The organism is Erythrobacter sp. JB1-4 (genome assembly GCF_057365025.1).
This window is the reverse complement of record NZ_CP200292.1, coordinates 2,782,306-2,804,683: the sequence shown is the minus strand read 5'-3', so window position 1 is coordinate 2,804,683 and position 22,378 is coordinate 2,782,306. Positions and strand designations below refer to the sequence as shown.

Below are 22,378 nucleotides of genomic sequence, written 5' to 3'. Positions count from 1 at the left end.
TCCCCCTAGCCGCTCAAACGCTTAGGGAAAAGCCATGCCTGCCACACCATCTTGGCCGCCCAAAAGCGCACCGCGCCTCTTTGTCGAGGATGAGCTTGGCGAAGGGCGCATGATTGCCCTTGATGGAAACCATGCGCACTACCTTGCCAAGGTTATGCGGGTGCAGGCCGGTGACACGGTGATCTTGTGCGATGACCAAACCGGCGAATGGGCCGCGCGTGTGGATCGCGTCGAGAAACGCAGGGTCGATTTGAGCCTAGCCGAGCGCCTACGCCCCCGCGAGAACGTGCCCGACCTTTGGCTTTGCCCCGCTCTTCTTAAGAAAGACAGGTTCGACCTTGTCCTTGAAAAAGCGACGGAATTGGGAGCCGCGCGCATTCAACCCGTCGTCACGCGCCGCTGTGTCGCGGACAAACTCAACGCTGAACGCGCCCGCACCATCACCACAGAAGCCGCCGAACAATGCGCGCGCACAGCGCTGCCTGAGCTTGCAGAGCCGGTGAAGCTTGATGCGCTGCTCAAAGACTGGCCCGCCACCCGCACGCTTTACTTTGCCGATGAAGAAGGCGGCGCGCCCGCCGCTCACACTTTTGCGGCGAACAGCGGTCCAGCCGCTATTCTTGTGGGCCCCGAAGGCGGTTTTGACGACGCAGAACGGGAGGCCATCCGCGCCTTGCCCCAAGCCCGCGCAATTACCCTTGGCCCGCGTATCCTGCGCGGCGAAACCGCTGCGATTGCGAGCCTTTCGATCTGGATGGCGCAAGCGGGGGATTGGGCATCAAGGGATAATTCGGGAACAGAATGAGTTGCCCCGGGTAAAGGCAGATTACACTTCCCCACGTCAATTTCGTTTCCTAAAGCGGCGCCTGAGAAGAGGACCCCACATTCATGAGCACCCGCGAAGCTTCTGCAGCTGATGAGCCTACGATCGAGAACCTCGATGACCTGACCGCCCCTATGCGCAAAGGTGAGAAGGCAAAAGACAATTGGCGGATCGGGACCGAACACGAAAAGTTTGTCTATCACACCGACGACAAGCATGCGCCATCCTATGATGAGGACGCAGGCATCCGCGACATCCTGATGAGCCTTAGACAATTCGGGTGGGAGCCGATTGAGGAAAACGGTCATGTCATCGCGCTCAAAGGCAAAGATGGCGCGGTGAGCCTTGAGCCTGCGGGGCAGTTGGAGCTTTCTGGCGCGCCGCTGGAGACATTGCATGAGACCTGCAACGAAACCGGGCGTCACCTCGCGCAGGTTAAGGAAATTGGCGAGAAATGCGGTGTGGGCTACCTCGGCCTTGGCATGTGGCCTGACAAAACTCGCGAAGAATTGCCTGTGATGCCCAAGGGGCGCTACAAAATCATGATGGATCATATGCCCAAAGTGGGCAGCCTTGGTCTCGACATGATGCTGCGCACCTGCACCATTCAGGTCAATCTCGACTATTCTTCCGAAGCCGACATGGTGAAGAAGTTCCGCGTTGGCCTCGCGCTCCAACCGCTGGCGACCGCGCTCTTCGCCAACTCGCCTTTCACGGAAGGCAAGCCAAACGGTTACCTTTCCTACCGCAGCCACATCTGGTCAGACACCGATCCGCACCGCACCGGCATGCTCCCCTTCGTCTTTGAAGACGGCTTTGGGTATGAGCGCTGGGCCGAGTATATGCTCGACGTGCCGATGTATTTTGTCTTCCGCGATGGGAAGTACATCGATGCAGCGGGCCTATCGTTCCGCGACTTTATGGAGGGCAAACTCTCCGTTCTCCCCGCCGAGCGTCCCACGGCCAGCGATTGGTGGGACCACCTTTCCACCGCCTTTCCCGAAGTGCGCCTCAAAAGTTTCCTCGAAATGCGCGGTGCAGATGGCGGTCCATGGGGCCGCATTTGCGCGCTTCCTGCATTTTGGGTGGGCCTTCTCTATGATCAAGGCGCGCTTGATGCCGCATGGGACCGGGTCAAAGGCTGGTCGATGGAAGAGCGTGAGAAACTGCGCAATGATGCGCCGAAATTGGGCCTCCAAGCCCCCTTACCCGGCGGCGGCACAATGCAGGATTTGGGGCGCGAAGTGCTTGAGATTGCTCGGGGCGGCCTTTCGGCACGCGCCCGCCTCAATGTCGCTGGGGACAATGAAACTGGTTTTCTCGAAGAGCTGGACGAGATCGTTGCGAGCGGCAAAGTCCCTGCGCAGCGCCTTCTTGACGCTTATCACAATGACTGGGGCGAGGACGTTTCACAGGTCTATAAACATTCCTTCTAAAACGCGCCCTCCCTCGCTATGCTCACACGGCATTCAACGCGGGGGAGAAACAAATGCTGATCGTTTTAGCTGAGGCCACGCTTGGCGAAGGCGCGCTTGAAGAAGGCCGCGCAGCGCTCACCACAATGGTTGAGGCATCGCGCAAAGAGGAGGGCTGCATCGCCTATTCGTATGCGGTGGATGTGCTTGACCCTGCCAAGCTGATCATCGTTGAAAAATGGGTCGATGACGCCGCCCTTACCTACCATTTCAGCACGCCGCATATGGCCACGTTTCAACAGGCTCTCGCGGGGCTCGATATTTCGATAACCGAGCTTAAGAAATTCCAGGCCGATGACGGCTCTCCCCTTAGCTAAGACAAAGCGAGAGACATTGTGATCGTTGTCATCGGCACCTTCCGTTTCCCCCCAGCATCATCGATGTGCTGCGCCCTGCGATGGCCGATATGGTCAATGCGAGCCTCGCTGAAGAGGGGTGTATTGAATATTCCTATGCCCTTGATTTTCAGGACCCGGGCCTTGTTCGGGTGCTTGAGAAATGGCGCGATCGCGGTGCATTGGAGGCGCATTTGCGCACTGTGCATATCGCAGAATGGCGCGCGCAATGTTCTTCCCTCGCCATTAGTGAGCGCGAGCTGACGGGGTACGAAACCGCCGATGAGGGCTTTCATTTCTAGCCTGTAGATCGCACCTTTTCAAAAACTTTGAGAATATGTGTGCGGGTTTCAAACCTGCGCTGCGTCCTACCTCACAGAAACAAAAATCTGTGGGTCAAGGATGACAATGGGCATGAACTCCAAAACGCATAATCGCAGCTACAAATGGCTGGCCGCTTGCGCCAGCGCGGTGCTTCTTGCCGGGTGCGGCGGCGGGGGTGGCAGCACCAATGCGGCCACCACCACAACAACAACAACGACCACTACAACCGGCACCACCGGTGGAACAGACGACACAACAACCAGCACAACAGCAACCGCCAATCAGACGGTGCAACAATTCCTGTCGCTCGATCTTGAAGCGCTCGACAATTATGCAAACCCCGCGCTGCCCGTCTATTTCGACGATACCGTCGATGACATCGACAACACGCCGAACAATGATCAGGTGAACGATGCCATCGCAACACTTGGCAGAGTGCTGTTTTACGATGTGGCGCTGAGCGTCAACGACACCACCAGCTGCGCGACTTGCCACCAACAGTCGATTGGCTTTGACGATGATGAGCGGCTTTCGACCGGCTTTAACGCAGGGCAAACCGGCGCACATGCGATGCGCCTTGCCAATGTCCGCTATTTTGCCCCCGGCGATATGTTCTGGGACAAGCGGGCGGAAACCCTTGAGGACCAAGCCTTGGAGCCGATCCTTGATGCGACCGAAATGGGGTGGTCCGACAATGGCGGGATCGCCGCGTTGATCACTAAGATGGAGGATTTGGAATACTACCCCGCCCTCTTCGGCTTTGTGTTTGGCGATGAGCAAATCACCGCAGACCGCTTGGAGCGGGCGCTTTCGCACTTCCAGCGGGCGATGATCTCCTCTGACAGCCGCTGGGACCGTGCCTATGCGCAAGTCTTTGGCCCCGGCGCGCCGAACCGCGCTTTGAACGAGGCGCTGCCTGGTTTTTCAGCAAGCGAAAACCGCGGGCGCGAGATATTTATGACGGGCACCAATAATGGCGGAGGAGGATGCGCTGCGTGCCACCGCCCACCGACTTTTGCCCTGGCGGCAAACAGCGATTCAAACGGGCTTGATGCAGGCGAGACGACCGAGTTCAAATCCCCAAGTCTAAAGAACGTCGGCCTCTCCAGCTTCTTTATGCACGATGGCCGCTTCACCACGCTTCGCCAAGTGGTCGATCACTACGCAGACGGGGTTCAAGACGGCCCAGCGCTCGACAATCGGCTCCAGCAAAATGGGAACCCGCGCCGCCTCAATCTATCCGAGGCCGACCGTGAGGCTCTCGTTGATTTCATGCTTACGCTTACCGACGAGAGTCTCGCTGCGGACGGGAGGTTTAGCGATCCATTTATCCGATGAAAGCTCTCTTCCCCTTCATGAAAAGAGCGATCATGCTCGCTGAGTAAACTGACCCTTTGGTGGCCGATGCGATATGCTGACGCCGCCTACTCAGCGGGTTCCTGGCCCGGATGCGGCGGGGTTGCCCCCAAGTTTTGCGCCGCCGCGTCTGGGCCATTTTTTGGCGGGCTATTTTTCTGAGGGTTTCCAGTCACTTTCCCCCAAATCCAGCGCTTAAGCTTGGCAAGCCGCGCGGTCACAAGGCCGTTTTCTTCCATCCAGTCATAATATTCGCGATACTTGGGATCTTCGGCGAGCAAATGCGCCTCTTCGGTTCTAGCACGCCAGTAATAGATGGCGTTGACCACCGCGAGGAAGAAGCAGTTGCGGATGACATCGACGTAAGAGCCGCTGGTGACCACGAAAAATGGCATAAACTCAAACCACCAGAACAGGTTCTTGGAAAGGTAAGCCGGGTGCCGGGTGTAACGGTAAGGGCCGTTTGTGATCACACCGCGATAGGTGAGGTTGGAGAAGCGGATGCCAAAAATCACCGTCGCCCATGCATAGACGAAGGTGAGGAACACCATCCACGCAATCGTGGCCCACAAAAGGAATGTCTGGTCGCTCAGCCAGTGGGTCCAATCCGCCGTGTGGCTTTGATAACTCAAGATTTGCCCGTTATCGCCGATAATGCCCCACACGAATGGAGGATAGCAAAGAAGCGCCGCGAGCCAGCCGCTCACAAATGGATTGCCTGAACGGATGTGCGCATCCAGCGGACGCAGAGTGAAGAGGTAGCCGACAGTCCCGATCTGCACATCCACCAGAAACATGAAGGAGATGAGGATCAGGCCCAGCGCGACAGGATTGCTGAAAGCGTTGGCAAGATCAGCCTCCACGATATAGGCAAAGCCGCCGGGCAGGATTGAGATCATAAAGGCGCCAAAGAACCCTTTGATGATCCACGCGCGCCAATGTTTCTTGACCGCTTCCGTATCAATGTCGCGGCGCGCCTCATCGGCAGGATTTGTGGCAATCAAAGCGCCAAAGTGCCAAGTCGCGTCTTTGAGATCGACCATATGGCGATCTAGCCACATGACATAGGGCACAGACAGCACAATCATCGGCAGGATCGCAGTGCCCAGCACCTGCATCGCAAACAGATAATCCCCGCCCCAATACCAGCGGCATAATGCGTAAAGCGCTGCAAGAACCGCCCAAGTTGCCCAAAGCCCGATGATCTTGACCGACGATATACCAATGGTCTCTTGCAAAGGCCGCTTGAGGCTCCAATCGAGCCCGGTTGAAGCGCGCAAATGCACTTTATCGACGAGGACAGACCACACCGCCATCGGCCCAGCCGTAAACAACATGGCCGTTAATGACGCATAAGGCCCTGACAAAACGCCATATTCGCCCTCAAGACCGATCATCTCGGCTATGAGGGGAAAGCTGCGGCAGAACAGGACCCACAAAAGCAGACCCAGCAGGCCTGCAAAGCCGACACCGGAAGACACATCGCTTTTAGGCAATGTCTTTGGTGCGCTTGAATGAACGGTGCTGTGTGAGGCCGTAGTCATGACCTCTTCGCCCCTAAGGCAAAAGGGTTAATATGCTGCACACACCTGCGCGGCTCTTACGATCTGATCGCTATTGCCAGGCGTGGACTGTGCCGGAATCATCAAGGATATAGAGCATATTCTCAGACACCACCGGGGCCAAGCTCACAGGCTGTTTGACGTCTGCGAAAAGCTGCGAGGAACCCTCTCCCGCGCTCACCTTCCACACCTCGCCGCGCGAGCTTGCGACCCAAAGATGTCCGCCAGCTAGCACAGGGCCTGTCCAGAAAATCGGATCCTTCTTCTTCTCGACATTGCGATAAGATTGAAGCTGGGTGATCCAGCGCACCCGTCCTGTCGAGCGCGCAATCGCCAGAAGGCGCGCATCATCGGTCAGGGTGAAAATCCACTCGCCAGCGATTGCAGGGGTGGAGATGCCTGCAAGGTTCAGCTCCCAAATCCGCTGTCCGGTCACAAGCTCATAGGCCGCCATCCGGCCGCCTTGGCCAAGCGCGTAAACCCGGCCTGAATCGATAATCGGATCAGCATCAATATCGGTGACCGAGCTCACCTTGGTCGAAATATTGGTTCTTGCCAAAGCATCTGCCCAAAGCGTGCGGCCATTTTCATACCGGTAGGCCGAAAGCTCTCCCGAAGAATAACCCGCGATGATTGTGCCTTGGCCTGCGGCAGGAGCTGCCACGCCGAATACGCCGGATTGGGTTGAGGAACCGCTCTCGTTCCATGCAAGCGAGCCATCAGCAGCGTTCAAGGCGATGACTTGGTTGTCTTGTGTCATCACATAAATCTGCCCAAAGGCGATTGTGGGTGAACCGCGCAAAGGCCCCGCTGGCTGGACTTTCCAAATCTGTTCACCGGTCTCAGCGTTAAGCGCCTTTACATCGCCAGCGCCATTGGTTGCGTAAACCACGCCATTGTCAAAGCTCACCCCGCCGCCAAACGCGGAAGGACGCATATCAGAGCTCATCTCAGTGTCTTCAGCACGCCAGACCTCAGCGCCTGTCTTTTTGTCAAAGGCATAGATGACACCCGCGGTATCCTCGACGAAAAGCTTACCAGCACCAGTGACCGGCGATGCGCCCAGGCGAACCGAGTTGGTCGAACCAGCAATCGAGCGGGTCCATGCTTTTGAGGGGGTATCGGCCAAGGCAAGGTGGCCATAGGATTTGCTAGCCGAGCCGCCGACCTGCGCCCATTCGGTGTTCACTTGGGCCGGCGGTAGAACCACCGAAACGCCGGCGAGCGCCGGATCAACGGTCGCGCCGCTCTCAATACGAGAGAGGATGGGCGTGCGGTCGCCAATTGTTGGCGTGGTGCGGTCTTTGCCGCCACATCCTGTAAGCACCATGGCCAGAGCGCCAGCGATAACCGCGCCTTTCAATCCAGACCTTTTGTTCAGCATCTCAAAATCCCGTCTTTAATTGTCTTGCAATGCGCCTAACCAAGGTGCGGATCGCTTATTGAGGACCCGCTGGTCCGCGTGGAGGGCCCTGTGCCCCGCCTTGCGCGCCTGCGCCTTGCTGTTCGAGCAATTCTTCAACATCGACGATCGCATCAACGCCCAAAAGCCCGGCCATTTGCCGTGTGCGATTGCGCAAAGTCTCTGGCACGTTTTCGTCTTGCGAGATTGCTGAGAAGAGTTTGCCTGCCTCTTCGCGGTTGCCCGCCTCTAGGTGAGCAATCGCCACCAATTCGCCCGCACTGCCAAAATAGGCGTTGCCCGGCTCTGCCAACGGCGAGAGTTTGGCGATGATATCCTCAGGCTTGCGGTCGTCGAAATTGGTCGAAACCTCGCGGATCAAGGCCAGATCACGCAAAGGTTGAGGCGCATCGGGGTCTGCTGCAATGGCGGCGAAAAGCTCAACCGCGCGCGCATTATCGCCCAGTTCAAGCGCTGAGCCTGCCTGGACAAAGCGCGCCATCGCACGGGCACCATCAGAGCCCTCGTCGATGAGACCCTCAACCTTTTGGTTCGCACCCTCAGCGCATTCGTCGCCTTCAGCCGCCTCGGAGCAATCATTGTCGAAATTGCGCACCTCAACAGAATCGAGCGCGCTCACAATTGCCTCAGACTGAGCCTCAAGTGACGCTTCATTGGTGCTATCCCACCACCAATAGCCGAGCATGCCGACAAGGATCACTGCAACCGCGCCACCAAGGGGTACGCCGTATTTCTGGAAGAATTGAAGAGTGTCGTCCTGACGAACGGCCTCATCAATTTCGCGCATCAGAATTTCGTCTTCGCGCGATGGAGCACCGCCGGGTTCGCCGGGTTTATCGTCTGGTGTTTGTGTCGGAGTACGCGCCACGGGGCGGATGTTCCTCGTTACTGTTGTTTTTGGTTAGCCGCGCTCTTTAAAGTCGGTGTGGCTATGGCGCAATGGCATTGACGTTTAGTGCGCATTTCCATCCCAAACTGGCTTTTCGAAATTGAACCCAAGGTGAAGCGAATGAAACATAGCCAAGGCTGCTCTGGGCTCCATTCTAGGCTCCTTAACTAGAGCCGCATCGCCCCCCAATACAGCGCGTGGTAGGCATCGATCATGGTTCGCTTATCAAAGCGTTCATGCGATTTTTGCCGGTTGGCCTCCCCGATTTCCTCACGCAGCCCCTCATTTCCGGCGAAATCCGCCAGCATTTTGGTAAGCGGCTCAGCGGCTCCAGCGGGCGCAATGAAAGGCCGATTGGCGTTGGATACGATGGATTTGACATCGCCCACATCAGGCGCGGCAATCGGAAGTCCTGCTGCCATCGCCTCCACAACGCTTAAAGGAAATTGCTCGCTTTTTGAGGACAGTGCAAAGATATCGAACAAGCCCACGACGCAGGATGGGTCCTTAAATGCGCCGGGCAGGTGAACGCGCGCCTCAACGCCCAGTGAGCGTGCCCTTGCCTCAATTGCGCCGCGCTCTGGTCCCTCGCCAAGGATGATGAGCCGCCAATTGTCCGCAAGCGGCGCGCAAGCCTCGACCAGCATGGGCAGTTGTTTTACCGCGCGAAGTCCCGCAAGCGTGCCGATCCACACCTCGCCTTTGGCCTTGGCAATCGGCAAAGCGGATGGATCAGGCGCGCGGGCGAAAGCCTTTGTATCGATCCCATTGGCAATCCGGTGAACCTGAACCTTGGGGCGTTTCCAGACAGTGAGCGCGATATTCTCAAGCGTTTGGCTTGGCACAACCAGCGCATGGGTCCGGCGAAGTGCCAAACGGCGCATCCAATTGCGGCGTTTCTTAAGGCGCTGTGCTTCGTCCTCGTTAAATCCATCTTCATGATGGATCAGCGCAGGCAGGCCTAAGCTTTTGGAAAACAGCGTATGCGCCAAAACCCCGTCCATCGCCCCCCAATTGTAGGTCAGCACTAGGTCGAAAGGCTTCATCGCCTTGGCAAGCGTCATGAGCCGCCACGGCGTAGGCTTTCCAGTGAGCGATGGAAAGTCATCGGGAAAATGCGCCGTGACACCGTCTGCTATCAGCTCGCGGGCGGCCATTTGCCCTGGTTGTCCAGAGACGACGGTGTGCTCAATCTCATCCCCAAATGCGTTCATCAGGCCCACCGCGCGCACTTCTTTCCCGCCAGCTGCAAAGGTCGAATGCAGGTGCAGGATTTTGGGTTTGCTGTTCGTCATCGGCCTGCTCGCAAGCTCACACTTTGGCTAGCAAGGCGTCGATGGCCTCGAGCGCCTCGGGCTCGTTTAACATCGGTGCATGGCCAACGCGCGGCACTGTCACGCTGGTCATCGCACGGTTGCGAACGCCCATTTGGCGCACGGTTTCAGGCGAGAGCAAATCAGAAAGCTCGCCGCGGACAAGCAGCATGGGAACTTGCGCCAAGGCCTCATAAGCCATCCACAAATTTGGCGGCGCGCCATTGTCCGGCTGCTTAAACGGTTCTGCGATGGCCATGTCATAATCATAGCTGATCCGCCCGTTCTGGCTTACCACCATGGTGCGCTTGGCCATATCGATCCAGGCTTCAAGGTCGTAGTCTGGGAAAGCTTGTGAGTGCACCGATGCCATGGAACGCGCAGCGTGGAGCCATGTGGGATAGCTGCGCCCCTGCCCGACATATCCGCCAATGCGCGTTAAGCCAGCGGTCTCGATCTGCGGCCCGATATCGTTCATCACCACCGCCTCAAGGCGCCCGGGCTTGGCCGCTGCCATCATCATCGTCATCAGCCCGCCCATTGATGTGCCGACCGAGATGAATTTTTCGATCTCTTCCTGCTTCAGCAGCAATTCCACATCGGCCACATATTGCGCCGGGTTATAGGTGGAGCTGTCAGGCGCATAATCGCTTTGCCCGCGCCCGCGCATTTCTGGCACGATCACGCGGCGGGTCTTTGACAAGTGCTGAGCCAGTTCAGCAAAATCGCGTGAATTGCGGGTGAGGCCATGAAGGCACACCACCGGGGGGCCATCATACCCTTGCGGCCCTGCATAATCGCGGAAATACAAGGAGAGGCCATCCGCGCTCGTCCAATTCTTGTCTTGATATGATTGGCCCATTGCTCTGGCGCGCTTCCCGTTCGTTAAGCAGCGCTTGCGCACTGCCGCTTTCGCCCCCACTATCGCGCCATGAGCGACGAACCGCAAGCAGCCATCTCGGCAGCGATCTACACCCCTGACCCCGCCATTGAGACACTTGCCGACTGGCTTGGCTGCGAGGTTGAAGCGGCAGACTTTCCCGAAACGATGGTGCGCTTTCGCAATGATCGTGCAGCGGCAAGCGTCGGATTGAATAGCCTTAGCGATGACCAATGGGCCCAGCATTTCGGGCGCTTCAAACCGCTTAAAGACAATTTGCCCGCTCCCTTGGCGCTCAAATACCACGGCCACCAATTTCGCGTTTACAACCCGGAAATCGGGGATGGGCGCGGGTTTTTGTTTGCGCAAATGCGAGCAGGCGATGGGCGGCTAATGGACCTTGGCACCAAGGGATCAGGTACGACCCCCTTTTCCCGGCTCGGCGATGGGCGGCTGACGTTGAAAGGCGGCGTGCGCGAAATTCTTGCAACCGAAATGCTTGAAGCCTTGGGCACCAACACCTCCAAGACGCTGTCGATCATTGAAACGGGTGAAAAACTCCACCGCGATGACGAGCCCTCCCCTGCACGCTCTGCGGTTATGGTGCGTCTTTCGCATTCGCATATCCGCATCGGCACGTTTCAACGCCTCTATGCGATGGAGGAAAAGGAGAAGATGGAGGCGCTTATCGCCTATTGTCTTGAGCATTTTCCCGGCGCGCCGGTGCCCCAAGATGCGCCAGAGTGGGACAACCCTGCCGTCATCCTCATGCACAATGTGGTGGAGCGTCTCGCTGATCTTGCGGCAAGCTATATGGTCGCAGGCTTCGTCCACGGTGTCCTTAACACCGACAATATGAATGTGACCGGTGAGAGCTTTGACTATGGCCCATGGCGCTGGCTGCCCGAATGGGAGCCGGGCTTTACCGCGGCCTATTTCGACCACGGCGGGCTTTATGCCTTTGGCCGCCAGCCCGAAGCGCTTCACTGGAATTGCGGTCAAATGGGCGTGGCTTTGCGGATGCTGGCACAAAGCGAGCCATTGATTGCAGCGCTGGAACGTTATGGCCCGCTTTACATGGAAGCTGTTGCGCGCCGATGGTGTTGGCGCTTGGGTGTGGAACAAAAAGGCGCAGACCAAGATGCGCAGCTCGTTGCCTTGTGTGAAAAAGCGATGCGCGAGAGCAAAGCCCAACCCGATGCGTTCTTCTTCAACGCTCGCCGCGCTTTGAACGGGATTGGTGATAAGACCTCAGGGCATCTGGGCAGTGAGCTGGAAGACCTCCTCAAGGGCTACACCCTCACAGACAGCTCGCACGAATATTGGCAGGATGATGCGCCCCAATCGATGGTCATCGATGAAATGGAGGCCATTTGGTCATCTATCGAGACCAAGGATGACTGGACCCCGTTGCACGACAAGGTCGCTGCGATCCGGCGTATGGGCGAGGCTCATGGCAACAATCCAATCCCAGCGGGGCATAATCCACAGGCCACGTATTAACCAAAGGGCCGTTTTCATTTTATTTGCACAACCGCGCCGTTAACGACATGATTCGAAACGGGCGTCCGTGCAATGGGCCTCGATAAGAGGAATACAATAGAGAAGAGCGATGGCTGAGGCAGACACAGAGCTGGTTTCCTACGCTCCGGCAACGGGTGAAGAGGTATGGCGCGGACCCATCGACAATGTCGATGCAGCGGTGAGCCGCTCGCGCATTGCTTGGCCTGCGTGGGCTGCCAAATCCCAGGGACAACGCATCGAACTTGCCCGCCGCTTCGCCAATGAAGTGCGCACCGCAGCCGACGACATCGCTACTCTGATAGCGAAAGAAACCGGCAAACCCTTGTGGGAAGCCCGCACCGAAGTCGATGCCGTGGTCGATAAAGTCGATATCTCGGTGAGTGCATACGCTGAACGCACCGGCCGCAAGAAACGCGACAGCGCGCTCCAAGGAACTTCGGCCGTGCGTCACAAACCGCACGGGGTCATGTCCGTGCTTGGCCCTTATAATTTTCCTGCACACCTTCCCAATGGGCACATGGTCCCAGCGCTCATCGCTGGAAATACGGTGATTTTGAAGCCATCTGAAAAGACGCCGGGCGTTGCCATGGCGCTTTTGGATTGCTGGAAACGCTGCGGCATGCCCGATGATGTGGTGCAGGTCGTGATCGGCGGGCCTGATGAGGGCAAAGAACTGGTCGCTCATCCCGGCGTGGACGGCGTGCTGTTCACCGGCTCTGCTCAGGCAGGGATTGCCATCAACCGCAAGCTGGCAACCAATCCGGGCAAAATCGTCGCACTGGAGATGGGCGGGAATAACCCCATCGTTGTCACTGATACGCCGCTTATCCCGGACGCGTGCGCTCTCATCATCCAAAGCGCTTTTACCACATCTGGCCAACGCTGCACCGCTGCACGCCGGTTGATTGTGGTCGAAAGCATGTTTGAGCCGCTAATGGCAGAGCTCATCCCGCTTGCGCGCAAGCTGGTGGTGGATGAACCCTTTGCTGATCCGCAACCCTTTATGGGCCCTGTGATCGACAATGCAGCGGCCGAGGGCATCACCGAAAGCTTCGTTGCGCTTATGACGGCCGGGGGCAAACCGCTCCTTCCCATGCGCCGGGTAAAACCACAGCAACCCTTTGTAACGCCCGGGATTATCGATACGACCGATATTCCCGACCGCCCCGATATTGAGCTGTTTGGCCCATTGCTACAGGTGATCCGAGTGCCTGATCTGGATGCTGGCATTGCCGAGGCGAACAACACGCGCTTTGGCCTTTCCGCATCGCTTATTGGCGGGTCGCCGGATGATTATGGACGTTTCTGGGCAAACACGCGCGCCGGGATCATCAATTGGAACCGACCCACCAATGGTGCCTCCTCGGGCGCGCCTTTTGGCGGTATCGGCCTATCGGGAAACCATCGCCCCGCTGCCTATTACGCCGCCGATTATTGCGCCTATCCGGTCGCCAGCACTGAGATGGAACAACCACGCGCAAACATCGCGATTGGCGTTAAAGAATAGCTTTCGCCTCTCAGCGGATCCAGTGGATCACATCAACTTCGGCAAGTCCGCGCGGGCCTTTGCGGGCATGCACAGCGATACGTTCATCGCGCCATTCCCCGCGAAGCTGTGCCTCGGGCGATTTCAGGTGATCGACGTCAAAGCCTTCGCGCTTTGCTTTGTTGAAGTGATATTCAAGCGCATCGTCCACGCCCACAGGCGTATGATAGCGCACCACGCGCACCACGCATTGATCGGTATCAGCGCCCGCGGCCTGTTGAACCATTCCATGCGGCATAATTGCAGATGTTGCCGGCATTTGGGTGGACCACAAAAGGCTCCCATCCATGCTTTCGAGACAGTCTGTGCGGCTGCCGACCGCCTCGATCATGTCGGCTGCATTGGAAAAAGAGCCAAGAGATACAGCCGCTTCATCCTCAAGCGGCATGGGCAAAGTCTCAACCTGCCCGCCATTTAGAAGCTCCAATCGTCCCGCCTCGCGCGCCCGTGCCGACGCCTCTTCATTTGCGCTCATCGGTGGCAGGGGATGGCTGTCGTGAAACGCGATCACTGCATTTGACTGATTGCGCGATGCCAAGTCTGGATCGGTCATCAAAGGATCACCCAAGGCCCGTGCCATGATGGGGTCCTGCGCCAAGGCGGCGCTCTCAAAGGGCTGATTTCCTCCACTCTCGCTGCAGGCGGTGAGCACACTCAAGGCGAGAAAAGGAACGGCGCAAAAGATCGGTCCAAGATTGATGTTGTTCGTCATGCTCCCCTTTTTCCAGCCAAATGGTTAATTTTCGCTAAGTATATTCCTGAATAAGGGCCCTGATACAGGAGTTTACCTTAAGTAGGTCCCCAAAGACCGGCCCACACATGAAAACGCCCTCATACCCGGTAAAGGATATGAAGGCGTCTTCCACGGCTGGTGGCGCCGCGCCCGGGCCGGTGGTGGATTGGCCCAAGGAGGAGGAGAGACGAGAAAAGAAGGGGAACACGCGCCTCTCAATGTGCGTTCATGTATAGAGCGTCCTATCTGAACAGATTGGGAGTCCATTGTTGGCGCGCGTTCATCTAAACGAGCACTTTTCTGACAACACGTCTTACGCATCCCCAATACGCCCAACCTTGCGACCCGCCTTGCGCCCCGGCTCGCCTCCCGCCTCCCGCCTCGCGCCCCGCCTCGCGCCCCGCCTTGCGCGGGACTGCACCCACGCCTAAGGGCGCAAGTCAGATGAACGATAACGCCTCCCCCGATAAACAGCCCTCGGGCCTGCCCGCAGCGCTTGCGGCCTATACCATCTGGGGGTTTCTGCCGCTCTACATCCTGCTTGTCTCAAGCGTTCCGCCGTTTGAATTTGTGGGTTGGCGCATCATCTGGACGCTGCCTTTGTGCCTGATCATCGTCGCGTTTCGCCGCCAGTTCGGCGAGATTAAGCGCGCTTTAGGATCGCTCAAAACCATGCTCGCGCTGTTTGCCAGTGCCGCGCTCATCGGCGCAAATTGGTTCATATACATCTGGGCGATCATGGAAAATCAGGTCTATGCGACCAGTCTTGGCTATTATCTCAATCCGCTGTTGAATGTCCTTTTGGGCACGCTTCTTTTGGGAGAGCGTCTTAGCAAACTGCAATGGCTCGCCGTCGCGATCGCCGCCACTGCGGTTGCCATTTTGTCAGCCGGCGCCCTCACTTCGCTGTGGATCAGCCTCAGCCTGGCGCTGAGCTTTGGCCTTTATGGTATTGTTCGAAAACAGGTTGATGTGGGCGCGCTTCCCGGTCTCACGATTGAGACAATGATCCTGATCCCAGCCGCGATCCTGGTGGTGCTCTACTATGCGGTGAGCCCCGAGGGGTCGACCTTTGGCAAAACCACTGAGCTTAGCCTGCTCATGGTGTTCTCAGGCGTGGTGACAGCGGTGCCGTTATTGCTTTTCGCGATAGCTGCGCGGCGCATGCCCTATTCGACGCTTGGCTTTATCCAGTATCTTGCCCCCACAATCGTGTTCTTGCTGGGCCTGTTTGTCTTTGGTCAGCAGCTGCGCATGGTGCAGCTTGCAAGTTTCCTCGCGATCTGGACTGCGATTGTCATCTTTGTCGCAGACCTTTGGTGGAGAAGCCGAAGGGCACCAATGATCCGGGTTTAGTGATGGTCGCCGCTTGATACAGCGCGCTTAACCCACAAACTTCCAGCCGATGGTTTGGCCCCCATGCCAGGGCACAATGGTCGAACCCGCCAGCGCCAATTCTTCGGGCACCTCGACAGGCACGCGCTCTAACGTCACCGTCTCATCGTGCACTGGCAGGCCGTAGAACGCAGGACCGTTGAGCGAGGCAAAACCTTCGAATTTGTCCAGAGCGCCCTCATCGTCGAACACGGTGAGATAACTTTCAAGCGCATACGGCGCGCCGAAAATCCCGGCACAACCGCATGAGCTTTCTTTGTCGTGCTTGAAATGCGGCGCTGAGTCTGTGCCGAGGAAGAACTTGGGATTGCCCGAGGTTGCCGCCCTGCGCAGCGCCAGACGGTGGGTCTCGCGCTTAGCCACGGGGAGACAGTAATTGTGCGGTTGAATGCCGCCCACCAGCATGGCGTTGCGATTGATATGGAGGTGCTGCGGTGTGATGGTCGCGCCCACATTGGACCCGCACTCCAGCACAAAATCGACCGCATCGCTCGTCGTGATATGCTCAAATACAATTTTGAGGTCAGGAAAGGTTGCAACGATATCCCTCAGATAGCGCTCAATAAATTCAGCTTCACGATCGAACACGTCGATATCGGGGCTGGTCACCTCGCCATGGATGCAAAAGACTATGCCCTCATCGCTCATCCGCTGGAGCACCGGGTAAATCTTGCGCACATCGGTGACGCCGTGGGCGGAATTGGTGGTCGCATTGGCAGGGTAGAGCTTGGCCGCGGTGAATACACCGTCGCGCGCGCCCTGCACCAAATCCTCCGCATCGGTATCATCGGTAAGATAACACACCATCAGCGGCTCGAACTCCACACCTTGCGGCACGGCGGCCATGATCCGCTCGCGGTAGCCCGCCGCCATCTTTGCGGTGGTCACAGGCGGCGTGAGGTTTGGCATAACAATCGCGCGGCCAAATTGGCGCGCTGTGTATGGGACAACGCCGCGCATTACATCTCCATCGCGAAAATGCAGGTGCCAATCATCGGGGCGGCGGATCGTAAGCTGCTCTGTCATGAGGGCAGCGCATAACCGGGCATTGCGGGGGTTTCCACCCTTCATTCACCGGCCTAGAGGAAGGCGCTATGACGACAATCGGTTTTCTCGCCTGCGAAACAACTCTTCCCGGTGCCGACGCGCGGCGCGAAGATGCCTTTGAGCATGACTTAATGATTGAGGCGATTGCGCCCGCTTTTGAAGCGCGCGGTTGGTCGCTCAAAGTGATCGACTGGGAAGCGCCGTTGGAGGCATTTGAGGGCGTGGACCTCGTTATGGTCGGTTCTTCATGGAACTATTGGGATAAGGTTGAGGCGTTCCTGAGCAAGCTTGAGACGCTCAAAGCCACTGGGATAACCGTGTGCAATTCGCCGGAAATCGTGCGCTGGAACATCCGCAAGACCTATCTCAGCGCCCTTGCAGAGCGCGGGGCCTCGACCATTCCAACGCTGTGGCTCGATCAGATGAACGCCGATGATGCAGCGGCAGCGATGGACAAGTTCGTCTGCGATAAATTGGTGGTCAAACGCCAGATTGGCGGGGGTGCAGAAGGGCAAGAATTGCTTGAGCGCGGCGCAATTCCCGACGACTGGCGCTTCACACACAAAGCCATGGTACAACCCTTCCTTCCTTCAATTGCAGATACCGGAGAGCTGAGCTTCCTCTTCTTTGGCGGCACCTACAGCCACTGCGTGCGCAAGCTGCCGCAATCGGGCGAATACCGCATCCAATCGCTCTATGGCGGGACAGAGGTGACCTATCAGCCGACAACTGAGGAACAGGCGCAAGCCCGTGCGATCATCGACGCCCTGCCCTTCGCAGCCCCGCTGTATGCGCGGATAGATATGCTCGAAGGGGATGACGGCGCGCTGATGGTTATGGAAGCGGAGCTCATCGAACCCTATCTCTATCCCGAACAAGGGCCGCAAATGGGTGAGAACCTTGCCCATGCCATCGCGAAAGAACTGGAATTATGACCGCCACCCATCTCAACAACCGAGCAATCATCCGCATGCATGCCGATGAACCGGGCGAGGACGTGCGCGCTTTTCTGCAAGGGCTCGTCACCAATGATGTGAGCGGTGATCTGCCGGTCTATGCCGCCTTGTTGTCGGCACAGGGCAAGGCGATGTTCGATTTTTTCGTTTGGGCCGACGGCGATGATCTTCTTCTGGATTGTGAAGAGGTCGTCGCAGATGACCTTGTGAAGCGCCTCTCGCTTTACCGCCTGCGCCGCAAAATCACGATTGCACGCGATGAGACCCTAGGGGTGCACTGGGCACGTGAGGCCGTCGAAGGCGCTGGCGGCGACCCGCGCTTGGCCGAATTGGGATACCGCTGGCTGGGTGAGACTAAGGGCGCATCGGCGGATGACGCATACCTCGCCCACCGCCTCTCGTTTGGCGTTGCTGAAGGCCAAGGCGAGCTTGGTGATATCCTCTGGCTAGAGACCAACGCGGTTGAGCTTTCGGGCGTAAGCTTCGAAAAAGGCTGCTATATTGGGCAGGAAAACACCGCGCGTATGAACTGGCGGCAAAAGGTCAACCGGCGGCTTGTAGTGGTGCCTTTGGAGGCCTCGCAAGAGAAGCGTCAACGCGCAGCATACCCCCACCTTGGCCTTGCGGTGGATCACCTGCGTGTCGCTGATTTGGACCCGGCTACCCTTCCCGAATGGCAAGCCGCCGGGATTAGCGAGTGATTTTTTCGCCGTAATGCACAGCCATTGAGGCCTCGAGATTGCGCGCCGCCCGATTGCGCGCTGCGTGGCGTGGTAGGCCCAAAGACTTGGCCAAAGCCGCCCCGATCAGCGCATCGCCCAAAGCGAGCAGCACCAAGCTCAGCGTATCCTTATGCACATGAAGCGGATCCTCGTGCGTCTCTGCCTCTTCAGGCGCGATCTCATCGACCAGCACGTGGATCGTCCCAATAATCGGGTCGAGCGCATCTTCATTGCCTGTCAGCAGCATCCAGCTGGTCAAAGCGCCCGCCCCCTCGCGGTCGAATGCATCGAATGCCAGATCCACCACTTCGCGGGCCGACCCAAGCCCTGCGCGGTTTGCCCGTACGGCCTCGATGATGGTCTCACAAACGGTCTTAGCCAAATGCTCCGCCAATGCCTTCTGCAAGCCGGACGCTGAGCCGAAGTGATGCAGCAAGTTGGCATGCGTACGGCCAATGCGGCCAGCGACTGCCTTGAGCGTCACCGATTGGGGACCGGTTTCGATTAGCAAAGCGCGCGCCGCCTCAAGGGCAGATTTGCGCGATTCTTCGGGGCTTAGTCTTTTGCGAACAGTCATTGGTCGGCGTCGTAGGGGAATTCTCCCGCCCGCTCAAGACGAGCGGGAGCTTCCAATTCAAGCAGCTTTGCTATCCCCGCTTGGGGCCTGCTGCGCGAACAGCTCAATCCTATATTCTGCCGTCATCGCCGCTTCGCCCCGACCACAAGAATGGCGCTCAATCACGCGGCCTGTGGGTTCAAAGCCGAGTTTCATAAGAACCGCGCCCGATGCAGGATTATCCAGAAAATGCGATCCGAACACACGGGGATAGCCAAGCGCCCGCGCGATATTGAGCGCTGCCCGTCCTGCCTCGGTGGCATAGCCCTTCCCCCAATGCTGGCGAGCGATCCAATAGCCTATCTCGACCGCGCCGGGGTATTCTGGATCATGTGCATCGAGGCCAATGCACCCGATGACTTGGGCGTTGCGAGCAGTGGTAATAAGAAAACGCGGCTCAGTAGGAGCGGGCACACGCGCAGCAAACTCGCGCGCGTCTTGCTTAGAGTATGGCCACGGTGCACGGGCTAGATTGCGAACCACGCCCTCATCCGCGATGCCGCCATAGACGGCTTGCCAATCTTCGGGCCAGATAGGTCTTAGCAATAATCTTTCACTGCGATGGAACACGTCTCGTTTCCTCTCTCGCCACGTCCGCGCATCTACGCCGCGTCCATGACAATTTCTTTGCATCGGAAACCAAATTTCCGACCAAATGCGAGGGAGAAACGACAAGAGGGAGCGAGGCTCCCCTAAGCTGGGGTGGCCCTTCTCCCTCTAAAGTGCCGATTTGTTATCGGCTAGGACCGTCCCAGTTCCCTTTCGGGTGGACGATCCTTTTGAAATCGTCCGTTTATTCGGCTGCTTCCGCCATAATGTCGACTGAGACATATTTGCGCGATTGCTTGCCGGTGTGGAAGCGGACCACGCCATGCTCGAGCGCAAATAGGGTATGGTCTTTACCCATGCCCACATTGTCACCCGGATAGAACTTGGTTCCGCGCTGACGCACGATGATGTTACCAGCAACGACAGCTTCGCTGCCGAATTTCTTCACACCAAGGCGGCGACCGACTGAATCGCGACCGTTACGTGATGAACCGCCTGCTTTCTTATGTGCCATGGGTCCTGATCCTTACTTATCTTCGGCCTTAGGAGCCGCTTTTTTAGCCGGTGCCTTTTTGGCAGCTGGCTTTTTCGCAGCTGGCTTTTTAGCAGCCGCTGCTTTCGTTTCGGTTTCTGCTTTGGGCGCTGCTTCCTTTTTGGGAGCGGCTGCTTTCTTAGCAGGAGCTTTCTTCGCGCCTTCACCCACGTCAGTGATGCGCAGGAGCGTCATTTGCTGACGGTGACCTGCTTTACGGCGATAGTTGTGACGACGACGCTTTTTGAAAACGATCGTCTTTTCGCTCTTGGCCTGAGCAATGATCTCAGCCGAGACGCTCACTTTTGATGCGTCAGCGATTGAATCGCCTTCGCCAGCGAGCAGAACGTCGCCCAAAGTGATGGTGTCACCGGCTTCTCCGGCGAGCTTTTCAACGGCAATCTTATCTCCAGCGGCAACCCGGTACTGCTTGCCGCCAGTGCGCACGATAGCGAACATGGCTAAATACTCTCAATTCTTTGGTTGTCTAAGACAGTGCAAGGGTCTTGCACCTTTCAGACCACCCAAACGCATGTTTGGGGAAGCGCCACTCACAAAAGCCGCGCTTGAAGGAAGCGTGCCGTTAAGGGAAAGGGGCATTTGAGTCAACGTCAGTTTCGCGAGAATCTGCAAGATCGACCGGGCCCGCCGCATATTTGTTTGAGCCTGTAGCTATGATAAGGCTAAAGCCAGAACATGAGAACACACTTTCATCAACTTTCCAGCGCTGTCATTCTTGCTATCATTCTTAGCGGATGCACAGCGGCAGACGGCCGCTATCCCTCGCTTGCGGTGCGTGATGCGGAGCGTGTGCAGGGAAAATTGACGCCGTCAAACTCGGATACTCCTTCGGTGGCAGGTATTACGGATCTGGAGGCGCTGATGGCGCCTTTAGACCGCGCGCAAAGCGCACACTCGCGCTTTACGGCATTGCAGGGCGACGTCGGCAGGCTTGTTTATGCAGCGCGCGGCGTTGGCCCGGAAAATGACACAAGGTCCCGCGCGCTTGCCGGTGTGGCTGAACTCACCTCTTTGAGGGGGCAAACGGCGCTGGCTCTGTCCGATCTTGACCTTATCGAAGTCAAAGCGGCAACCGGATTTCAGCGCACCCGGGAAATTCGTCAATTGCAGGCGGAAATTCTAAGGTTGATCGCTGATCAGGATGCGACACTCGAAACGCTCAATGGGGCGCTCCGCAGATGAACCAAACCTGCGCCACCTGCCCTGTGAGAGACAGTGCGGCATGCGCAGTGCTCAGCGAAGAGGAACGCGATGCATTGGCCGCAGCCGGCAGCACGCGTGAGCTTGAACGCGGCGAAATGCTGTTTGCGGCAGGCGACGATGATGCAGCATGCGCCACGCTTGTTAGCGGCGCCCTCAAGGTCAGCGCGGTGGATGCCGAGGGCAATGAGCAAATCCTCAGCCTCGTGCACCCATCAGGCTTTATCGGAGAGCTGTTCAGCCCCTTCGCCCATCATGATGTGGTCGCGCTCACGCAAAGCCGCCTTTGCACTTTTGCGCGTAAAGACATTGAACGGGCAATCGACGATTATCCGGCGCTGGCGCGTGCTTTGCTAAGGCGGTCTCAGGAAGATTTGCTGGCAACACGCAGCCTTTTGGAGTTGACCGCTCACGCGAGCGCCGAGGCACGTCTGGCAGCGCTGCTGCATGATTTCGCAAGTGCTGCGAGCAATACATCGTGCCATATTGCGGAGCATTTCGAGCTGCCTCTCACCCGCGGCGAGATCGCCAATATGCTCGGGCTGACGATTGAAACGGTGAGCCGCAAGCTGGGGGAGCTGGAGGAAATGGGCGCGATCGCGCGCAAAGGAAAACGCGGGATCGACATTGCCGACCCCGCGCTTTTGAGGGAAATTTCGGGCCGCTAGTCAGCTAACGATTGCAGCGATAATCACGGTCGCAATCCCCCACATGACGATCAAAACCGGCAGGATCAGCATCTGGATCGCCGCATCGCGCGGAGCCAGTCTGCCGGTCAGTGTCATGATTCCCTCTCTTGCAAATTTGCCCATAGTAAGCGGCTTGGTCGCATTGGTTTTATGATCAGCGCCCTTTAAGCGGGCCCAAATCGCAGGGACGCCAAATCCACCAACGATAAAGACCGCAAAGATGACCATCGGGATCACCAGCTCTGGATTGCCAAACCCTGCAAAGGTGACCGCCAGAAAGGCCATATAGAGCCCAACGGTGATGCCGTAATAGGCGGTGGGAATTTCGAAGTTGCGGTCAACCTCGACCTGGTGGCGAACCTCTACAGTGTGCGGTGCAGCGGGCGCCGCAACGATGCGGGCGTTCCCTTGGGCGATTTGGTCGTGAAGCTGTTTGGACATGTGCTGATCTCCTTTGTTGAAAGGAGA

Annotated in this window: 24 protein-coding genes; 12 read left to right on the top strand and 12 right to left on the bottom strand. The window is 57.6% G+C overall.

All coding sequences use genetic code 11. The annotated features are described in order from the left end of the window. The first annotated feature begins 34 nt into the window (after positions 1-34). The 5 genes from AC0V61_RS13085 (at position 35) to AC0V61_RS13065 (ending at position 4,295) form a co-directional block, all read left to right on the top strand. Entirely contained in the window at positions 35-805 is a 771-nt protein-coding gene (locus AC0V61_RS13085; protein ID WP_486158222.1) for a 16S rRNA (uracil(1498)-N(3))-methyltransferase, read from the top strand. An 83-nt stretch (positions 806-888) separates the two neighbouring features. Continuing rightward, positions 889-2,259: a glutamate--cysteine ligase gene (locus AC0V61_RS13080; protein WP_486158220.1), complete on the top strand. Its 1,371-nt coding sequence runs from the start codon at positions 889-891 to the stop codon at positions 2,257-2,259. A gap of 53 nt (positions 2,260-2,312) precedes the next feature. Beyond that, complete coding sequence (locus AC0V61_RS13075) at positions 2,313-2,615, top strand: putative quinol monooxygenase (RefSeq protein WP_486158218.1); 303 nt, start codon at positions 2,313-2,315, stop codon at positions 2,613-2,615. Between the two features lie 65 nt (positions 2,616-2,680). Next, positions 2,681-2,935: a putative quinol monooxygenase gene (locus AC0V61_RS13070; protein ID WP_486158216.1), complete on the top strand. Its 255-nt coding sequence runs from the start codon at positions 2,681-2,683 to the stop codon at positions 2,933-2,935. 112 nt (positions 2,936-3,047) lie between these two features. Beyond that, the gene (locus tag AC0V61_RS13065) at positions 3,048-4,295 is read left to right on the top strand and encodes a cytochrome-c peroxidase (protein WP_486158214.1); all 1,248 of its coding nucleotides are present in this window, start codon (positions 3,048-3,050) and stop codon (positions 4,293-4,295) included. An 86-nt stretch (positions 4,296-4,381) separates the two neighbouring features. Here the strand turns inward: AC0V61_RS13065 and AC0V61_RS13060 are convergent, their stop codons facing one another. The 5 genes from AC0V61_RS13060 to AC0V61_RS13040 form a co-directional block, all read right to left on the bottom strand. After that, entirely contained in the window at positions 4,382-5,857 is a 1,476-nt protein-coding gene (locus AC0V61_RS13060) for a methyltransferase family protein (protein WP_486158212.1), read from the bottom strand. A 70-nt stretch (positions 5,858-5,927) separates the two neighbouring features. Beyond that, positions 5,928-7,259 (bottom strand): PQQ-binding-like beta-propeller repeat protein, encoded by a 1,332-nt coding sequence (locus AC0V61_RS13055; RefSeq protein ID WP_486158210.1) that lies wholly within the window; start codon positions 7,257-7,259, stop codon positions 5,928-5,930. Positions 7,260-7,314: 55 nt separating this feature from the next. Further along, positions 7,315-8,166 (bottom strand): tetratricopeptide repeat protein, encoded by an 852-nt coding sequence (locus AC0V61_RS13050; protein ID WP_486158208.1) that lies wholly within the window; start codon positions 8,164-8,166, stop codon positions 7,315-7,317. A 188-nt stretch (positions 8,167-8,354) separates the two neighbouring features. Beyond that, complete coding sequence (locus AC0V61_RS13045) at positions 8,355-9,482, bottom strand: glycosyltransferase (protein ID WP_486158206.1); 1,128 nt, start codon at positions 9,480-9,482, stop codon at positions 8,355-8,357. 16 nt (positions 9,483-9,498) lie between these two features. Beyond that, positions 9,499-10,362 (bottom strand): alpha/beta fold hydrolase, encoded by an 864-nt coding sequence (locus tag AC0V61_RS13040; RefSeq protein WP_486158204.1) that lies wholly within the window; start codon positions 10,360-10,362, stop codon positions 9,499-9,501. Positions 10,363-10,431: 69 nt separating this feature from the next. Here AC0V61_RS13040 and AC0V61_RS13035 point away from each other — a divergent pair, with 69 nt between their 5' ends. Together AC0V61_RS13035 and astD are read left to right on the top strand one after the other, a co-directional pair. Next, positions 10,432-11,883: a protein adenylyltransferase SelO family protein gene (locus tag AC0V61_RS13035; protein WP_486158203.1), complete on the top strand. Its 1,452-nt coding sequence runs from the start codon at positions 10,432-10,434 to the stop codon at positions 11,881-11,883. A 109-nt stretch (positions 11,884-11,992) separates the two neighbouring features. After that, positions 11,993-13,411 (top strand): succinylglutamate-semialdehyde dehydrogenase, encoded by a 1,419-nt coding sequence (gene astD / locus AC0V61_RS13030; protein ID WP_486158201.1) that lies wholly within the window; start codon positions 11,993-11,995, stop codon positions 13,409-13,411. Positions 13,412-13,421: 10 nt separating this feature from the next. Here astD and AC0V61_RS13025 read toward each other — a convergent pair whose 3' ends face one another. Beyond that, the gene (locus AC0V61_RS13025; RefSeq protein ID WP_486158199.1) at positions 13,422-14,162 is read right to left on the bottom strand and encodes a hypothetical protein; all 741 of its coding nucleotides are present in this window, start codon (positions 14,160-14,162) and stop codon (positions 13,422-13,424) included. Between the two features lie 465 nt (positions 14,163-14,627). Between AC0V61_RS13025 and rarD the strand changes: the two genes are divergently transcribed. Further along, positions 14,628-15,539 (top strand): EamA family transporter RarD, encoded by a 912-nt coding sequence (gene rarD, locus AC0V61_RS13020; protein WP_486158197.1) that lies wholly within the window; start codon positions 14,628-14,630, stop codon positions 15,537-15,539. Positions 15,540-15,566: 27 nt separating this feature from the next. Here rarD and pyrC read toward each other — a convergent pair whose 3' ends face one another. Continuing rightward, a complete protein-coding gene (pyrC, locus tag AC0V61_RS13015; RefSeq protein WP_486158195.1) occupies positions 15,567-16,604 on the bottom strand; it encodes a dihydroorotase in 1,038 nt (345 codons plus the stop codon). A 68-nt stretch (positions 16,605-16,672) separates the two neighbouring features. On the opposite strand from pyrC, the gene AC0V61_RS13010 reads away from it, so the two are divergent. Continuing rightward, complete coding sequence (locus tag AC0V61_RS13010) at positions 16,673-17,560, top strand: ATP-grasp domain-containing protein (RefSeq protein WP_486158193.1); 888 nt, start codon at positions 16,673-16,675, stop codon at positions 17,558-17,560. After that, positions 17,557-18,282 carry a CAF17-like 4Fe-4S cluster assembly/insertion protein YgfZ gene (gene ygfZ, locus AC0V61_RS13005; RefSeq protein ID WP_486158191.1) on the top strand — a complete coding sequence of 242 codons (726 nt, stop codon included), beginning with the start codon at positions 17,557-17,559 and terminating at the stop codon, positions 18,280-18,282. Before AC0V61_RS13010 ends, ygfZ begins: the two co-directional genes overlap by 4 nt. On the opposite strand, the gene AC0V61_RS13000 is transcribed toward ygfZ, so the two are convergent. The 4 genes from AC0V61_RS13000 to rplU form a co-directional block, all read right to left on the bottom strand. Continuing rightward, complete coding sequence (locus tag AC0V61_RS13000; protein ID WP_486158189.1) at positions 18,272-18,880, bottom strand: TetR/AcrR family transcriptional regulator; 609 nt, start codon at positions 18,878-18,880, stop codon at positions 18,272-18,274. The genes ygfZ and AC0V61_RS13000 overlap by 11 nt on opposite strands. Positions 18,881-18,937: 57 nt before the next feature. Continuing rightward, entirely contained in the window at positions 18,938-19,465 is a 528-nt protein-coding gene (locus AC0V61_RS12995) for a GNAT family N-acetyltransferase (RefSeq protein ID WP_486158187.1), read from the bottom strand. A 247-nt stretch (positions 19,466-19,712) separates the two neighbouring features. Beyond that, positions 19,713-19,982: a 50S ribosomal protein L27 gene (gene rpmA / locus AC0V61_RS12990; protein WP_486158185.1), complete on the bottom strand. Its 270-nt coding sequence runs from the start codon at positions 19,980-19,982 to the stop codon at positions 19,713-19,715. A 12-nt stretch (positions 19,983-19,994) separates the two neighbouring features. Next, positions 19,995-20,459, bottom strand: a complete 465-nt coding sequence (gene rplU / locus AC0V61_RS12985) for a 50S ribosomal protein L21 (protein ID WP_486158183.1) — start codon at positions 20,457-20,459, stop codon at positions 19,995-19,997. 237 nt (positions 20,460-20,696) lie between these two features. On the opposite strand from rplU, the gene AC0V61_RS12980 reads away from it, so the two are divergent. Together AC0V61_RS12980 and AC0V61_RS12975 are read left to right on the top strand one after the other, a co-directional pair. Beyond that, positions 20,697-21,203, top strand: a complete 507-nt coding sequence (locus AC0V61_RS12980; RefSeq protein ID WP_486158181.1) for a hypothetical protein — start codon at positions 20,697-20,699, stop codon at positions 21,201-21,203. Continuing rightward, entirely contained in the window at positions 21,200-21,889 is a 690-nt protein-coding gene (locus AC0V61_RS12975) for a Crp/Fnr family transcriptional regulator (protein ID WP_486158179.1), read from the top strand. Before AC0V61_RS12980 ends, AC0V61_RS12975 begins: the two co-directional genes overlap by 4 nt. Here the strand turns inward: AC0V61_RS12975 and AC0V61_RS12970 are convergent, their stop codons facing one another. Continuing rightward, positions 21,890-22,351 carry a hypothetical protein gene (locus AC0V61_RS12970; RefSeq protein ID WP_486158177.1) on the bottom strand — a complete coding sequence of 154 codons (462 nt, stop codon included), beginning with the start codon at positions 22,349-22,351 and terminating at the stop codon, positions 21,890-21,892. Between the last annotated feature and the right edge of the window lie 27 nt (positions 22,352-22,378).

Bases quoted from the DNA above. Each gene is read 5' to 3' on its own strand.
- rpmA (WP_486158185.1), bottom strand. From the start codon at position 19,982: ATGGCACATAAGAAAGCAGGCGGTTCATCACGTAACGGTCGCGATTCA.
- pyrC (WP_486158195.1), bottom strand. From the start codon at position 16,604: ATGACAGAGCAGCTTACGATCCGCCGCCCCGATGATTGGCACCTGCAT.
- AC0V61_RS13065 (WP_486158214.1), top strand. From the start codon at position 3,048: ATGAACTCCAAAACGCATAATCGCAGCTACAAATGGCTGGCCGCTTGC.
- rplU (WP_486158183.1), bottom strand. From the start codon at position 20,459: ATGTTCGCTATCGTGCGCACTGGCGGCAAGCAGTACCGGGTTGCCGCT.
- AC0V61_RS12970 (WP_486158177.1), bottom strand. From the start codon at position 22,351: ATGTCCAAACAGCTTCACGACCAAATCGCCCAAGGGAACGCCCGCATC.
- AC0V61_RS13055 (WP_486158210.1), bottom strand. From the start codon at position 7,259: ATGCTGAACAAAAGGTCTGGATTGAAAGGCGCGGTTATCGCTGGCGCT.
- AC0V61_RS13025 (WP_486158199.1), bottom strand. From the start codon at position 14,162: ATGACGAACAACATCAATCTTGGACCGATCTTTTGCGCCGTTCCTTTT.
- AC0V61_RS13075 (WP_486158218.1), top strand. From the start codon at position 2,313: ATGCTGATCGTTTTAGCTGAGGCCACGCTTGGCGAAGGCGCGCTTGAA.
- AC0V61_RS13035 (WP_486158203.1), top strand. From the start codon at position 10,432: ATGAGCGACGAACCGCAAGCAGCCATCTCGGCAGCGATCTACACCCCT.
- AC0V61_RS13080 (WP_486158220.1), top strand. From the start codon at position 889: ATGAGCACCCGCGAAGCTTCTGCAGCTGATGAGCCTACGATCGAGAAC.
- ygfZ (WP_486158191.1), top strand. From the start codon at position 17,557: ATGACCGCCACCCATCTCAACAACCGAGCAATCATCCGCATGCATGCC.
- AC0V61_RS12980 (WP_486158181.1), top strand. From the start codon at position 20,697: ATGAGAACACACTTTCATCAACTTTCCAGCGCTGTCATTCTTGCTATC.
- astD (WP_486158201.1), top strand. From the start codon at position 11,993: ATGGCTGAGGCAGACACAGAGCTGGTTTCCTACGCTCCGGCAACGGGT.
- rarD (WP_486158197.1), top strand. From the start codon at position 14,628: ATGAACGATAACGCCTCCCCCGATAAACAGCCCTCGGGCCTGCCCGCA.
- AC0V61_RS13010 (WP_486158193.1), top strand. From the start codon at position 16,673: ATGACGACAATCGGTTTTCTCGCCTGCGAAACAACTCTTCCCGGTGCC.
- AC0V61_RS13040 (WP_486158204.1), bottom strand. From the start codon at position 10,362: ATGGGCCAATCATATCAAGACAAGAATTGGACGAGCGCGGATGGCCTC.
- AC0V61_RS13060 (WP_486158212.1), bottom strand. From the start codon at position 5,857: ATGACTACGGCCTCACACAGCACCGTTCATTCAAGCGCACCAAAGACA.
- AC0V61_RS13045 (WP_486158206.1), bottom strand. From the start codon at position 9,482: ATGACGAACAGCAAACCCAAAATCCTGCACCTGCATTCGACCTTTGCA.
- AC0V61_RS12975 (WP_486158179.1), top strand. From the start codon at position 21,200: ATGAACCAAACCTGCGCCACCTGCCCTGTGAGAGACAGTGCGGCATGC.
- AC0V61_RS13000 (WP_486158189.1), bottom strand. From the start codon at position 18,880: ATGACTGTTCGCAAAAGACTAAGCCCCGAAGAATCGCGCAAATCTGCC.
- AC0V61_RS13085 (WP_486158222.1), top strand. From the start codon at position 35: ATGCCTGCCACACCATCTTGGCCGCCCAAAAGCGCACCGCGCCTCTTT.